We start from the raw sequence: 14504 nt of genomic DNA on the forward strand, positions 1-14504 counted from the left end.
AGGGGAGGGCCGGGGTGGGGGCAAGCGGCGTACCCATCGGGCGCTCTGCCCGCCCGCATCCCAGCCTTCCCCCAGAGGGGGAAGGAGCAAGACGTCAGACCGGCGTGACGACGCCGCGCCCTGCGAAGTGCCCTTCGGCGTTCGCCATGAAATGGTCCACCGAGCGCTGCGTCGCCTCGGGCGACCAGCCGGCCACGTGCGGCGTCAGCAGCACGTTGTCCAGCCCGACCAGCGGTTCCGGCCGCTTCGGCTCGCTCTCGTACACGTCGACGCCCGCGCCCGCGATGCGGTTTTCGCGCAGCGCCGCGCCCAGCGCCTCGGTGTCGACCACGCTGCCGCGGCCGATGCTCACCAGGTAGCCGCGCGGGCCCAGCGCGTCGAGCACCTCGGCGTTCACCATGTGCTTGGTGGCCGGCCCACCCGGCGCCACCAGCACCAGGAAGTCGGCCCACGCGGCCAGCGACTTCAGGTCGCCGAAGTAGCGCTGCGTGGCGCCCTCGCGCGGCTTGCGGTTGTGATAGCCGACCTCCATGTCGAAGGCCGCCGCCCGCTTGGCGATCTTCTGGCCGATGGTGCCCAGCCCCAGGATGCCCAGCTTCTTGCCCGACACGTTCGCCGGCTGCTCGATGGCGTCGCGCCACACGCCTTCGCGGCACAGCCGGTCGAGCTTGCGAAAGTCGCGCACGATGCCAATCAGCAGGCCGAAGGCATGGTCGGCCACGCAGTCGTCGTTGGTGCCCGCGCCGTTGGCCGTCGCGATGCCGCGCGCGCGCGCGACCTCGAGCGGCACGCCTTCATAGCCCGCGCCCAGGCAGCAGATGAGCTCCAGCGCCGGCATGGCCGCGATTTCTTCGGGCGTGATGCCGATCACGCCGATGGTCAGCACCGCGCGAAACTTCTTGCCGTGCTCGGCCACGGCGGCGGCGCGCTCGGCCGCGCCGAAGGCGAAGGTCGCGTCATAGACCTCGGCAATCTGGGCCTGATGGGCGCTCGAAAGGCCGTTGAGCACCAGCAGGGGAATCTTGGTCGACACGTGGGAACTCCTGGAATCGATGGAAAAAAGAAATGGAAATGAATGATCGCGCTAGAGCAAGGGCGCCGCTTCGCTCTTCTGCAAAGCCCACATCTGCGCGTAGCGGCCTCGCCTGGCCAGCAGCTCGGCATGCGTACCGCGCTCGACGATCACGCCGGCCTCGAGCACCAGGATTTCGTGCGCGTCGACCACCGTCGACAGCCGGTGCGCGATGACCAGTGTGGTCTTGTCCTGCGCGGCGCTCTTCAGCTCCGACTGGATGGCGCGCTCGTTGGCCGAGTCGAGCGCCGAGGTGGCCTCGTCGAAGATCACGATGGGCGGGTTCTTCAGCAGCGTGCGCGCGATGGCCACGCGCTGCTTCTCGCCGCCCGAGAGCTTCAGCCCGCGCTCGCCCACCGTGGTCTCGTAGCCGCCCGGCGTGGCCGCGATGAAGTCGTGGATGCGCGCGGCGCGCGCGGCGTTTTCCACCTGCTCGCGCGTGGCGCCGGGGCGGCCGTAGGCAATGTTGTATTCGACCGTGTCGTTGAACAGCACCGTGTCCTGCGGCACGATGCCGATGGCGCGGCGCACGCTGGCCTGCGTGACCTCGCGGATGTCTTCGCCGCCGATGGTGATGCGGCCCTGCTGCACGTCGTAGAAGCGGTACAGCAGCCGCGCGAGCGTCGACTTGCCCGAGCCCGACGGGCCGACCACGGCCACGGTCTTGCCGGCCGGGATCTCGAAGCTCAGGTGCTTGAGGATGGGGCGGGCGGGCTCGTAGGCGAAGCTCACGTCCTCGAAGCGGATGGTGGAGTCCACCCCGGCCAGCGGCTGCGCGCCGGGCGCGTCGCGCACCTCGCGGTCTTTTTCCATCAGCACGAACATCTTGTCCAGGTCGGTCAGGCTCTGCTTGATCTCGCGGTAGATCACGCCCAGGAAGTTCAGCGGAATGTAGAGCTGGATCATGAAGGCGTTGACCATCACCAGGTCGCCCAGCGTCATGCGCCCTTCGACCACGCCCGAGGTGGCGCGCCACAGCATCAGCACAAGGCTCACGGCAATCAGCGCCTGCTGGCCGGTGTTGAGCATGCTCAGCGTGCGCTGGCTCTTGATGGCGGCCTTGCGGTAGCGGTCCAGGCTGGCGTCGTAGCGCCTGGCCTCGAACTCCTCGTTGTTGAAGTACTTGACCGTCTCGTAGTTGATGAGCGAATCGACCGCGCGGCTCTGCGCCACCGAGTCGAGCTCGTTCATGGTCTTGCGGAATTGCGTGCGCCACTCGGTCACGGTGACCGTGAAGCCGATGTACAGCACCAGCGCCGCCCCGGTGATCCAGACGAACAGCGAGTCGAACTTCACGCCCAGGATGGTCAGCACCAGCACCAGCTCGATGATGGTGGGCACGATGCTGTAGAGCGACATCGAGATCAGCGAGTGCACGCCGCGCGTGCCGCGCTCGATGTCGCGCGTCATGCCGCCGGTCTGGCGCTCCAGGTGGAAGCGCAGGCTCAGCGAGTGCAGGTGCTGGAACACCTCCAGCGCAATCTGGCGCGCCGTGCCCTCGGTGGCCTTGGCGAAGATCAGCTCGCGCAGCTCGCCGAACAGCGAGGTCGAGAAGCGCAGCAGCCCGTAGGCCAGCAGCAGCCCGATGGGCACGATGAGCAGCGCCTGGGCCAGGTCGGGGGCACCGGCCTTGGGCGTCATCGTGTCGACCAGGTTCTTCAGCAGCACCGGCACGCCCACGTTGGCCACCTTGGCGCCCACCATGAACGCCAGCGCGGCCGCCACCCGCCACTTGTATTGCCAGAGGTAGGGAAACAGCCGGCGCAGCGTGGCCCAGTCGGACCGGTCGCTGCGCTCGGGCGGATGGCCGGAGACAGGGTGGGAGGGGGACGTGGAGGAAGAAGACGCGGGGGGGAGGGCTTCGCCGCTGCGGCGCATGGAGGACAATCGTGGTTGCTTGTTTGTTCCAGATTGTGCCCATGTCAGATACTTCCAGCGCTGCCGCTGCCGCCACCCTCAAGAGCCTGCCCGCCGACATGGAGCTGGTGCTCAAGGTCATCCCGATGCCGGCCGACTGCAACGCCAACGGCGACATCTTCGGCGGCTGGGTCATGGCGCAGTGCGACCTGGCCGGCTCGGTGATCCCGGCGCGCTACGCCAAGGGCCGCATGGCCACGGTGGCGGTGAACGAGTTCATCTTCAAGCAGCCGGTGCGCCTGGGCGACATTCTTTCCTTCTATTCGAAGCTGGTGCGCATCGGGCGCACGTCGGTCACGGTCACGGTCGAGGTGTTTGCCGAGCGCTTCCGGGCGCAGGGCGAATACATCAAGGTGACGCAAGCCACCTTCACCTACGTGGCCATCGACGACAACGGCCGCCCGCGCCCCATCGACAAGCCGGCCGAATAAGCGCTCCCCGGTCGCTCAAACGCCGGGGTCGCGCACCCGCTCGAAGCGCTCGAACTCCCGGTTGACCCAGCGCCCGTCGCGCCGCTCCACGCGGCGGATGTACACGTTCTGCACGATGTCGCGGGTGTGGGCGTCGACCTCGAGCGGACCGCGCGGGCTGTCCAGCCGCAGGCCGCGGAAGGCGTCGACCAGGCGCTCGCCGCCCGTCACGCCGCTGACGCCCAGGCCTGCATTGCCGCCCGCATTCACACCTGCATTCACACCCGCATTTCCGCGCATGGCCGGCGAGCTCATCGCCGCATCGATGGCCGCCATCGCGTCGTGCGCCGCCACCGCGAAGTACGCCGGGCGCAGGTGGCTGCCGTACTCCGCCTCGAACGCGGCCGTGAAGCGCCGGTTGGCCGGCGATTCGTGCGCGAACGAATAGTGATGGCTCGTCACCAGCCCCTCGGCCAGCTCGCCCATGTTTTCCAGGTAGTTGTCGTCGGTGGCGTCGCCGGTCGCCAGCAGGCGGATGCCAGTGTCGGCCATGCCGCGGTCGCGCCAGAACTTCAGGAAGCTCGCCGGCATCTGCCCCGAGGGCAGGAAGAAGAACACCGCCTGCGGCTTCAGCTCGCGCAACCGCAGCATGTAGGCCGAGTAGTCGAGCGTGGCCAGCGGCACGCGCAGCATCGCGCCGACCCGCCCGCCACCCGCGGTGATGCCCGAGACGAAGGCGCTTTCGGCGTCCACGCCCGAGGCGTAGTCGGCCACCACCGTGCACACGTCGCGCAGCCCCTGCTGCAGCGCCCAGCGCGCCAGTGGCAGCGTGACCTGCCCGATGGTGAACGACAGCCGCACCGCGAACGGGCAACGCGCCGTGATGCCCGACGACGCCGCGTTCATCACCACCAGCGGAATGCGCGCCTGCGTGGCGACGGTGCCCACGGCGTAGGCGTTGGAGCTGAAGTCGAGGCCCGCGAGCAGGTCGACGCGTTCGGTATCGACCAATTCCTGGGCATGGCGGCGCGCCTGTTCGGGGGCGCTGCCGGGCACGTCGCGCCGCAGCAGCTCGACCGGCCGCCCGGCAATGTGCTGGTTGTGCGCCGCCAGCCAGACGGCCATGCCGGCATCGAACTGCCGGCCGCCGCCGGCATAGGGGCCGGTCCACGAGCCGATGACGCCGATGCGCAACGGCCGCACGCGCGCCAGGGCGAAGGTGGGAACGGTGGCAGCCGCCGCGGTGCCCGCAACCGCCGCCAGCAGCCCCAGAGTGCGCCGGCGCATCGGCTGGCCTGCTACTTTTTCAGTAGCACCATCTGCCCGCAGGCCGGTCGTTTCGGGCGTTTGTATCTCTGAGGCTGGCACGCCGGGGAGTTTAAGCGCCCGGGCATCGCCCGCCTGTAGGCCGGCGCGAGCTCAGAGCTTCGAAAAGTTGGGCTTGCGCTTTTCCATGAAGGCGCCGAAGGCCTCGCGCGCCGCGGGTTCGCGCAGCATGCGGCCGAAGCTGGCGCCCTCTTCGCCCATGCGTTCCAGCACGGCGGGCATCTGCGCCTTCTTCAGCAGGCGCTTGGTCTCGACCAGCGCGCTCAGCGGCTTGGCCGCGAGCTTGCGTGCCTGCGTCTGGGCGATGGCGTTGGCTTCGGTGGGGGGCACCACGCGGTTGACCAGGCCCACTTCGAGCGCGGCCTCGGCCATGAAGGGCTCGCCCAGCAGCAGCGCCTCGGCCGCGCGGTGGTAGCCCAGCATCTGCGGCACCAGCAGGCTGGAGGCCGCTTCGGGGCACAGCCCCAGGTTCACGAAAGGCATGGAGAACGCGGCGTTGTCGCCAGCGTAGACCAGGTCGCAATGGAACAGCAAGGTGGTGCCGATGCCCACGGCCGGGCCGCACACCGAGGCGACGATGGGCTTGGGAAAGGTGGCAATGCCGCGCAGGAAGCGGAACACCGGCGAATCCTGCGTCGACGGCGGGGCGTTCAGGAAGTCGCCGATGTCGTTGCCGGCGCTGAAGATGGTCGGGTCGCCCTGGATCAGCACGCAGCGCACGGCCGCGTCGGCCTCGGCCGTGGCCAGCGCATCGGCCAGTTCGGCGTACATGCCGCTGGTGATCGAGTTCTTCTTGTCGACGCGGTTGAAAGTGAGGGTCATCACACCGGCTTCGGTGTGGACGAGGATGTCGCTCATGGGAATGGTCCTTGAATGAAAACGTGAGGGCGGCGCGCTCAGGCCGCCAGTGCTTCGCGCACGAAATCGAGTCGGTCCTGGCCCCAGAACATCTGGGCGCCGACGAACATGGTGGGCGCGCCGAACACGCCGCGCTCCACCGCTTCCTGGGTCACGGCCTTCAGCCGGTCCTTGGTTTCCTGCGCCCCGGCCAGCGCGAGCAGGCCCTGGGCGTCGAAGCCCGCATTCTGCAAGACGGCGCCCACCGTGGCCGGGTCGTTGAGGTTCTTGGGCTCGACCCACATCGCGTGGTAGACCGCGTCGACGTAGGCGCCGAAGCGCGCCGGCTCCTTCATCTGGATGCCGGTGGCGCCGCGCATGAGCAGCAGCGTGTTGATCGGGAAATGCGGGTTGTGCTCGAACGGCACCCCGTAGCGCCTGGCGAAGCGCTGCAGGTCGGCGGTCATGTACGGGCCCTTGGGCTTGATCTCGGCGGGCGAATGGTTGCCCGTGGCCTGGAACACGCCGCCCAGCAGAATGGGCTTCCACACCAGCTCGGCGCCGGTGTCCGCGCACACGTGCGGTAGCTGCGTGGCGGCCAGGTAGGCGGCGGGGCTGCCGAAGTCGAAATAGAAGTCGACGGATTTCGTCATGGGGTGTCTCCTTCGCTGGATTCTTGTCAGAACTTCTCGGACCAGGGGCGCACGTCGATCTCGTGCGTCCACGCATCGCGCGGTTGCGAGTGCAGCATCCAGTAGGTGTCGGCGATGTGCTCGGGGTTGAGGATGCCGTCGCTCTCCTTCAGCGCGTAGCGCTCGGGGAAGTTGCTGCGGATGAACTCGGTGTCGATGGCGCCGTCGACCACCACGTGCGCCACGTGGATGCCTTGCGACCCCAGCTCTCGCGCCATCGACTGCGCCAGCGCGCGCAGGGCCATCTTGGCGCCCGAGAAGGCGCCGAAGTTCGCCGCGCCGCGCAGCGAGGCGGTGGCGCCAGTGAAGATGATGGTGCCGCGGTGCGCGCCCTGCGGCAGCGCGCGCGCCACCATGCGCCTGGCCACCTCTCGCCCGTTGAGAAAGCCCGAGAAGCAGGCCATTTCCCACACCTTGAAGTACTTGCGCGCCGTTTCCGTGAGGATGCTCTCGGGCACGTTCGCGCCGATGTTGAACACCAGCACCTCGATGGGCCCGATGGTCGACTCGATCTGCTCGACGAGCGCGACCACCTCCTCTTCCTTGCGGGCGTCGCAGGCAAAGGCGTGCGCCTGGCCGCCGTCGGCCTCGATCTGCGCCACCAGCGGTTGCAGCTTGTCGAGGCTGCGGCGCGTGACGCAGGTGGCATAGCCCTCGCGGGCGAAGCGCCGGGCAATGGCGCCGCCGGTGGCGTCGCCGGCGCCGACGATGAGCGCGGTCTTGGTGAGTGCCATGGCGTTCATTCCTTGTAGTACACGATCTGGTTCGACGTGGCCAGCAGCACGCCGCTCTCGCTCCACAGCTGCGCCGCCTGGTCGAAGAAGCCGTTGCTGAACTGCTGCCCGGTCGCGCTGCCCAAAAGGTAGCCCGTGCCCACCTCGGCCAGTTGCGCCGCGGTGGCGTGGAAGTAGGTGGTGATCGACACCGTGCCCGCCGGCACCGGCTTGGCGCGGCGCAGCCACACGCGCGGGAAGAACACGTCGCTCATGGCCGCGAGCGAGGGAAAGTCGAGCGCGCGCGATTGCGCGTCGCGCACCCAGATGCGGGTTTCGCTGTGGTGGCCGCTGCCGTCCCACTTTGCGGGGATGCCGCCGCTGACGGGGCGCATGTCGTACTGGCCGATCCACGCCACGCCCGACGGCCCGATGCTGATGCGCTCGACCGCCTCGGGCCGGGGCACCTCGGGCATGGGCAGGTCGTTCTCGCCCCAGGTCTCGCGGCGCACCGCCGTCACCACGGTGGCGGTGGTGGTCATGTTCGGCGCGCCGCTGGCGCCGGCCTGCGTGATCTGCACCGTCCAGTGCTGCGTCGAGCGGTTGGTGCGCACTGCCGTGGCCTGGATGTCGAAGGCGCCGGCCTCCAGCGCCGCGGCGTAGTTCACCGTGAGCGCGATGGGCGCGCCCAGCAGGTCCGGGTGCTTCAGCACCGCCTGCAGCGCCAGCGCCGCCGTGGTGCCGCCGAAGGGCCCGACCATGTTCCAGTAGTCGGGGCTGGTCATGCCCGTGAAGTGCCCCACGCGGATGTCGCTGTGGTGGATGTCCAGGGCCTTGTCGAAGGGATGGTGTTGCGTGCTCATGGTGATCGGCAGTGTGCCCTCGGTGGATGTCGCCACGCAGTCGTGTGCGGGACGTTGGCTTGCTGCACTGCGGAACGCGTGGCCCCGCCGGGGCACAGCACTCCCGGCAGGCATCGAGGGGGCGCACCGCCGCCGGTGCGTCCCCTCGCGCGGAGGGTGGGTCAGACCCTTTCGAAGATGCCCGCCGCGCCCTGCCCCATGCCCACGCACATCGTGACCATGCCGTACTTCAGGTTCTCGCGGCGCAGCGCGTGCACCACGGTCGCCGAGCGGATGGCGCCGGTGGCACCCAGCGGGTGGCCCAGCGCAATGGCGCCGCCCATCGGGTTGACCTTCGACGGGTCGAGCCCCAGCGTGTTGATGACGGCCAGCGATTGCGCGGCGAAGGCCTCGTTGAGCTCGAACCAGTCGATGTCCTCGTGCTTCAGCCCGGCGTAGCGCAGCGCGGCCGGAATGGCCTCGATGGGCCCGATGCCCATGATGTGCGGCGGCACGCCCTTGCTGGCGAAGCTCACGAAGCGCGCGAGCGGCGTGAGGCCGTACTGCTTTACCGCCTTCTCGCTCGCCAGGATGAGCGCGCCCGCGCCGTCGGAGGTCTGCGAGCTGTTGCCGGCCGTGACGGTGCCGCGCGCAGCGAACACGGTGCGCAGCTTGGCGAGGCCTTCGATGCTGGTGTCGGGGCGCGCGCCTTCGTCCAGGCTCACGGTGCGGGTCTTTGCAATCGTCTCGCCGGTTTCCAGGTCGGGCACGCGGTCGGTCACCTCGATGGGCGTGATCTCGTCGGCGAACTTGCCGGCCTTCTGCGCGGCCAGCGCCTTCTGGTGCGAAGCGAGCGCGAATGCGTCCTGCGCCTCGCGGCTCACCCTCCACTGCTGCGCGACCTTCTCGGCCGTGAGGCCCATGCCGTAGGCGATGCCCACGTCGCCTTCGCGCTCGAAGATGGAGGGCGACAGCGAGGGCGAGTTGCCCATCATGGGCACCATGCTCATGCTCTCGACACCGGCCGCGATCATCACGTCGGCCTCGCCCACGCGGATGCGGTCGGCGGCCATCTGCACGGCCGAGAGGCCCGAGGCGCAGAAGCGGTTGACGGTGATGCCGCCCACGCTGGTCGGCAGGCCGGCCAGCACCGCGCCGATGCGCGCGACGTTCAGGCCCTGTTGCGACTCCGGAATGGCGCAGCCGCAGATGATGTCCTCGATGGCCTTGGGGTCGAGGCTGGGCACGGCGGCGAGCGCGGCGCGCAAGGTCGTGGCCAGCAGGTCGTCGGGGCGGTAGTTGCGGAAGTAGCCGCGGTGGGACTTGCCGATGGGGGTGCGGGTGGCGGAGACGATGTAGGCGTCTTGGACTTGTTTCATGGCTTTCAATTCCTGGTGTCTTGTCTTTGTCTTGCTCCCTCTCCCGCTTGCGGGAGAGGGCTGGGGTGAGGGCTGCCTTCGTGCAGCGCCTGCAGGATTCGCTCGCGCACCGCGCCGGTCTGCGTCAGCACTTCGTTGTTCCAGAACCGCAGCACGCGATAGCCCTCGGCCTGCATGAAACGCGTGCGGCTCTCGTCGTAGGCGACAGCTTCCGCGTGTTGCCCGCCATCGAGCTCCACGATCAGCTTCGCCTCGAGGCACGCGAAATCAGCGAAGTACGGGCCGATCGCACGTTGGCGGCGAAACTTGAAGTCGGCCATGCGGCGATCGCGCAGATGGAACCAGAGCAGGGCTTCGGCGTCCGTCGGGGTTTCTCGAAGGCTGCGAGCCCTCACCCTAGCCCTCTCCCGCATGCGGGAGAGGGGACCGGACGTGTCGAGGTTGTCGCTCATGGTCCTTGCGTGAATGCCTGCGTCAGTTCCGCACCGGCTTACCCGTGCTCAACATCCCCATGATCCGCTCCTGCGTCTTCGGATGCACGATCAGCGAGCAGAACGCCTTGCGCTCCAGCGCCATCAGGTACTCCTCGTTCACGAGCGAACCCGCGTCCACGTCACCGCCGGTGACCACGTTCGCGATCAGGCTCGCAATGTGGAAGTCGTGTGCGCTGATGAAGCCGCCGTCGCGCATGTTCACCAGCTGCCCCTTGATGGTCGCGGCGCCGCTGCGGCCCGCCACGCGGAAGGTGCGGCGCAGCGGCGGGCGGTAGCCGGCGTCGGCCATCGCCTTGGCCTGCTGCAGCGCCACGTACAGCAGCTCGTCCTTGTTCGCCACGATCACGTCGCTGTCGAGCAGGTAGCCCAGCTTCTTCGAGTCGAGCGCGCCCGTGCCCACCTTCGCCATCGCGGCGGCGGTGAAGCCTTCGGTCAGGAACGGCAGCAGGTCGGTGCCCGTCGAGGCCGCGGCGTTCTCGGCCGCGCGGCGTGCGATGTAGGTCAGGCCGCCCGCGCCGGGAATCAGGCCCACGCCCACTTCGACCAGGCCGATGTAGCTTTCCATCGCCGCCACGCGCTTCGACGAATACACGGCCAGCTCGCAACCACCGCCCAGCGCCAGGCCGCGCACGGCCGACACCACGGGCACGTTGGCATAGCGGATCTTGAGCATCACGTTCTGCAGCTCTTCTTCCGCGCCTTCGACCGCGCCGATGCCCGCGACCACGAAGGCCGGCAGCATCGCCTGCAGGTCGGCGCCCACCGAGAACATCTCGTCGGGCGACCAGATCACCAGGCCCTTGTACTCGGCCTCGGCCAGCTCGACCGCGGCGCCCAGCGCCTCGGCCACGTCGGGGCTGATGGCGTGCATCTTCGAATGGATGCTGGCAATGAGCACTTCACCGTCCAGCGTCCACACGCGCACGTCGCCTTCGTCGCTGATCGTCGTGCCGGCCTTGTTGGCGTCGGCCGCGTTCGCGCCCAGCACGCTCTCGGGGAACAGCTGGCGGTCGTGCACCGGCAGCTTGCGCTGCGGCACGAACTTGTTCTGCGATGCGCTCCACGAGCCTTCGGGCGTGTGCACGCCGCCGGCCTCGGCCACCGGGCCTTCGAACACCCACCTGGGCAGCGGCGCCGTGCTCAGCGCCTTGCCCGCGTCGATGTCTTCCTGCACCCACTTGGCGACCTGCGCCCAGCCGGCTTCCTGCCACAGCTCGAACGGGCCCTGCTTCATGCCGAAGCCCCAGCGCATCGCGAAGTCGATGTCGCGCGCGCTCTCGGCAATGTCGGCAAGGTGCACCGCGGCGTAGTGGAAACCGTCGCGCAGGATCGCCCACAGGAATTGCCCCTGCGGCCCTTCGCTCTCGCGCAGCAGCTTCAGGCGCTCGCCGGCGGGCTTCTTCAGCATGCGGCCGTACACCTCGTCGGCCTTCGCGCCGGCGGGCACGTACTCGCCGCTCTTCAGGTCGAAGCGGAGGATGTCGCGGCCCACCTTCTTGAAGAAGCCGGCCTTGGCCTTCTGACCCAGGTTGCCCAGCTCCAGCAGCTTGGCAAGCACCGGCGGCGTCGCGAAGTTGGCGTAGAACGGATCGAACTTGGGAGCCCCTTCGCTGGCATCGGCGCTCAGGTTGTCCTGCAGCGTCTTCACGACGTGGGCCATGGTGTCCAGGCCCACCACGTCGGCGGTGCGGAAGGTGCCCGAGCTCGCACGGCCCAGCTTCTTGCCCGTGAGGTCGTCCACCACGTCGGGCGTGAGGCCGAACTTCTCGACTTCCTTCAGCGTGGCCAGCATGCCGGCGATGCCGACGCGGTTGGCGATGAAGTTGGGCGTGTCGTGCGCGCGCACCACGCCCTTGCCGAGCGTGCTGGTCACGAAGGTCTCGAGGTCGTCGAGCACCTGCGGCTGCGTGGTGGGCGTGTTGATCAGCTCCACCAGGAACATGTAGCGCGGCGGGTTGAAGAAGTGAATGCCGCAGAAGCGCGGCTTCAGCGCCTCGGGCAACGCCTCGCTCAGCTTGGTGATCGACAGGCCCGAGGTGTTCGAGGCCAGGATCGAATGCTTGGCCACGTGCGGCGCGATCTTCTTGTACAGATCGAGCTTCCAGTCCATGCGCTCGGCAATGGCCTCGATGATGAGGTCGCACTCGCCGAGTTTGGCCAGGTCGTCTTCGTAGTTGGCCTGCTCGATCAGCACCGCGTCGGCCACGTCGCCGAGCGGCGCGGGCTTGAGCTTCTTGAGGTTGTCGATGGCGCGCGTGACGATGCCGTTCTTCGCTGCGCCTTGAGCAACGGCGCCGGTCGCGTCCTTCGCGGCCAGGTCGAACAGCACCACAGGCACGCGCACGTTGACGAGGTGGGCCGCAATCTGCGCGCCCATCACGCCGGCGCCGAGCACGGCGACCTTCTTCACTTGAAATCGGGACATGTTGATTGGTATGTGTTGTGAGAAACCGTGCGCCGCTTACTGCACGCGGTTCCAGGTTTGGGTGCGCCAGAAGGGGCCCAGGTAGCCGCGCACTTCGAGCTTCTTGCCACCGTCGATGGGCGTAAAGCTCGCGCGGTATTCCTTGCCGTTCTCGGGGTCGAGGATCTTGCCGCCCTCCCAGACGTCCTTGCTCTCGGCCTTCTTGCCGCCGCGGATGATGTCCAGCCCGACCATGGGCTTGCCCTTGCGGTCGTCGCTGCATTCGTCGCAGGTGGCGCCGGGCTTGGCGTCCTTGCCCAGCGCCTTCTCGATGCGCCCGATCAGCGCGCCGTTGTTCTCGGCGATGCTGATCTCGGCCTTGACCTCGCCGGTCTTGTCGTCCACGTTGCGCCACACGCCCACCGGCGTGACCTGGGCCACGGCCGAGGTGGCACCGATGGCACCGACCGCGGCAACGGCGAACAGAACGGCTGCGAATGTTTTTCTCATGCGTGTCTCCCGGGAAGGTAAAGAAGAAAGGGCAAGGCGCCCGCGTGTCAGGCCAGCGCCGCGTCGGTGTCCATCAGCACCTTGCTGCCGGCGCGCGCGGTGCGCATCAGCGTCGCGGTCTCGGGGTACAGCTTGGCGAAGTAGAAGCGCGCGGTCTGCAGCTTGGCCACGTAGAACGGGTCTGTGTTGCCCGCGGCGATCTCGCGCAGCGCCACCTGCGCCATGCGTGCGAACAGGTAGCCGAACACGAAATGGCCGGCCACGCGCAGGTAGTCCACCGCGGCGGCGCCCACTTCGTCGGGGTTCTGGAAGCCCTTGAAACCGATCTCGGTGGTGAACTTGGTGAGCTGGTCGCCCAGCACGGCGATCGGGTTGATGAACTCGGCCATCTTCTCGTTCACGCCCTCTTCTTCCACGAGCTTGGCCACCAGCTTGCCGAACTTCTTCAGCGACGCGCCGTTGTTGCCCAGCACCTTGCGGCCCAGCAGGTCCAGCGACTGGATGGTGTTGGTGCCTTCGTAGATCATGTTGATGCGGTTGTCCCGCACGAACTGCTCCATGCCCCATTCCTTGATGAAGCCGTGGCCGCCGAACACCTGCATGCAGGCGTTGGTGGCAATGTGGCCGTTGTCGGTAATGAAGGCCTTCACGATGGGCGTGAGCAGCGCCACCAGTTCGCCCGAGTCCTTGCGCACCTTCTCGTCGGGGTGGTTGTGCTCCTTGTCGAGCAGCAGCGTGCAGAAGATCTGCAGCGCGCGGCCGCCTTCGGCGTAGGCCTTGGCCGTGAGCAGCATCTTGCGCACGTCGGGGTGCACGATGATGGGGTCGGCTTCCTTGTCCTTGGCCTTCACGCCCGAGAGCGAACGCATCTGGATGCGGTCCTTGGCGTAGGCCAGTGCATTCTGGTAAGCCACTTCGGTCAGGCCCAGCGACTGGTTGCCCACGCCCAGGCGCGCGGCGTTCATCATGACGAACATCGCGGCCAGGCCCTTGTTGGGCTCGCCCACCAGCGTGCCGGTGGCGCCTTCGATCACGATCTGCGCGGTGGCGTTGCCGTGGATGCCCATCTTGTGCTCCAGGCCGGCGCAGAAGATCGGGTTGCGTCCGCCCAGCGAGCCGTCGGCCTTCACATGGAACTTGGGCACCACGAACAGGCTGATGCCCTTGCTGCCCTTGGGCGCGTCCGGCAGGCGGGCCAGCACCAGGTGAATGATGTTGTCCGTCATGTCGTGCTCGCCGGCCGAGATGAAGATCTTGCTGCCGGTGATGCGGTAGGTGCCGTCGGCCTGCGGCTCGGCCTTGGTGCGCAGCAGGCCGAGGTCGGTGCCGCAGTGGGGTTCGGTCAGGCACATGGTGCCGGTCCATTCGCCGCTGGTGAGCTTGGGCAGGTAGGTCTTCTTCTGCGCTTCGGTGCCGTGGGCCACCAGCGCCTCGTACGCGCCGTGCGACAGGCCGGGGTACATGGTCCAGGCCTGGTTGGCGCTGTTGAGCATCTCGAACAGGCACTGGTTCACCACGAAGGGCAGGCCCTGGCCGCCGAAGGCCGGGTCGCACGACAGCGCGGGCCAGCCACCCTCCACGTACTTGCCGTAGGCCTCCTTGAAGCCCTTGGGCGTGGTCACTTCATGCGTGGCCTTGTCGAGCGTGCAGCCTTCTTCGTCGCCACTGATGTTCAGCGGAAAGGTCACCTCGGCGGCGAACTTGCCGGCCTCTTCGATCACCGCGTTGATGGTGTCGGCATCGGTCTCGGCATGGGCCGGCAGCGCCTTGAGTTCCTCGGCGACGTTGAGCACTTCGTGCAGCACGAATTGCATGTCGCGCACGGGGGGGTTGTAGGTAGGCATCCGGAACTCTCCTGGTCGAAGCTAGATAGAAAAAGAAAAGGGGAAAAAACGAGAAAGCGAAAAA

At 68.0% G+C, this 14504-nt stretch carries 13 protein-coding genes; 1 reads left to right on the forward strand and 12 read right to left on the reverse strand.

Translation table 11 applies throughout. The annotated features are described in order from the left end of the window. Positions 1-94: 94 nt before the first annotated feature. Together AB6807_RS26265 and AB6807_RS26270 are read right to left on the reverse strand one after the other, a co-directional pair. On the reverse strand, positions 95-1033 hold the full coding sequence (locus AB6807_RS26265) for a 2-hydroxyacid dehydrogenase (RefSeq protein ID WP_371086852.1): 939 nt from the start codon (positions 1031-1033) through the stop codon (positions 95-97). A gap of 51 nt (positions 1034-1084) precedes the next feature. After that, a complete protein-coding gene (locus tag AB6807_RS26270) occupies positions 1085-2950 on the reverse strand; it encodes an ABC transporter ATP-binding protein/permease (RefSeq protein WP_116910663.1) in 1866 nt (621 codons plus the stop codon). 41 nt (positions 2951-2991) lie between these two features. Here AB6807_RS26270 and AB6807_RS26275 point away from each other — a divergent pair, with 41 nt between their 5' ends. Then, the gene (locus tag AB6807_RS26275) at positions 2992-3420 is read left to right on the forward strand and encodes an acyl-CoA thioesterase (RefSeq protein WP_116910814.1); all 429 of its coding nucleotides are present in this window, start codon (positions 2992-2994) and stop codon (positions 3418-3420) included. A 15-nt stretch (positions 3421-3435) separates the two neighbouring features. Here the strand turns inward: AB6807_RS26275 and AB6807_RS26280 are convergent, their stop codons facing one another. From AB6807_RS26280 to AB6807_RS26325, 10 genes are all read right to left on the reverse strand, one after another. Continuing rightward, a complete protein-coding gene (locus AB6807_RS26280; protein ID WP_371086988.1) occupies positions 3436-4602 on the reverse strand; it encodes an ABC transporter substrate-binding protein in 1167 nt (388 codons plus the stop codon). 216 nt (positions 4603-4818) lie between these two features. Beyond that, positions 4819-5583: an enoyl-CoA hydratase gene (locus tag AB6807_RS26285; protein ID WP_371086853.1), complete on the reverse strand. Its 765-nt coding sequence runs from the start codon at positions 5581-5583 to the stop codon at positions 4819-4821. A 38-nt stretch (positions 5584-5621) separates the two neighbouring features. Next, a complete protein-coding gene (locus tag AB6807_RS26290; RefSeq protein ID WP_371086854.1) occupies positions 5622-6215 on the reverse strand; it encodes a 2-hydroxychromene-2-carboxylate isomerase in 594 nt (197 codons plus the stop codon). 26 nt (positions 6216-6241) lie between these two features. Continuing rightward, complete coding sequence (locus AB6807_RS26295) at positions 6242-6988, reverse strand: SDR family oxidoreductase (RefSeq protein WP_371086855.1); 747 nt, start codon at positions 6986-6988, stop codon at positions 6242-6244. 5 nt (positions 6989-6993) lie between these two features. Then, entirely contained in the window at positions 6994-7830 is an 837-nt protein-coding gene (locus tag AB6807_RS26300; RefSeq protein ID WP_371086856.1) for an acyl-CoA thioesterase, read from the reverse strand. A 161-nt stretch (positions 7831-7991) separates the two neighbouring features. After that, a complete protein-coding gene (locus AB6807_RS26305; protein WP_371086857.1) occupies positions 7992-9188 on the reverse strand; it encodes an acetyl-CoA C-acyltransferase in 1197 nt (398 codons plus the stop codon). A gap of 5 nt (positions 9189-9193) precedes the next feature. Then, positions 9194-9640: an endonuclease domain-containing protein gene (locus tag AB6807_RS26310; RefSeq protein ID WP_371086858.1), complete on the reverse strand. Its 447-nt coding sequence runs from the start codon at positions 9638-9640 to the stop codon at positions 9194-9196. A gap of 22 nt (positions 9641-9662) precedes the next feature. Further along, positions 9663-12107 (reverse strand): 3-hydroxyacyl-CoA dehydrogenase/enoyl-CoA hydratase family protein, encoded by a 2445-nt coding sequence (locus tag AB6807_RS26315; RefSeq protein WP_371086859.1) that lies wholly within the window; start codon positions 12105-12107, stop codon positions 9663-9665. Between the two features lie 36 nt (positions 12108-12143). Continuing rightward, positions 12144-12596 carry a DUF2147 domain-containing protein gene (locus tag AB6807_RS26320; protein WP_116910670.1) on the reverse strand — a complete coding sequence of 151 codons (453 nt, stop codon included), beginning with the start codon at positions 12594-12596 and terminating at the stop codon, positions 12144-12146. Positions 12597-12643: 47 nt separating this feature from the next. Then, entirely contained in the window at positions 12644-14440 is a 1797-nt protein-coding gene (locus AB6807_RS26325; RefSeq protein WP_116910671.1) for an acyl-CoA dehydrogenase C-terminal domain-containing protein, read from the reverse strand. Positions 14441-14504: the final 64 nt, after the last annotated feature.

Source organism: Variovorax sp. RCC_210 (assembly GCF_041355175.1).
Taxonomy (GTDB): Bacteria; Pseudomonadota; Gammaproteobacteria; order Burkholderiales; family Burkholderiaceae_C; genus Variovorax.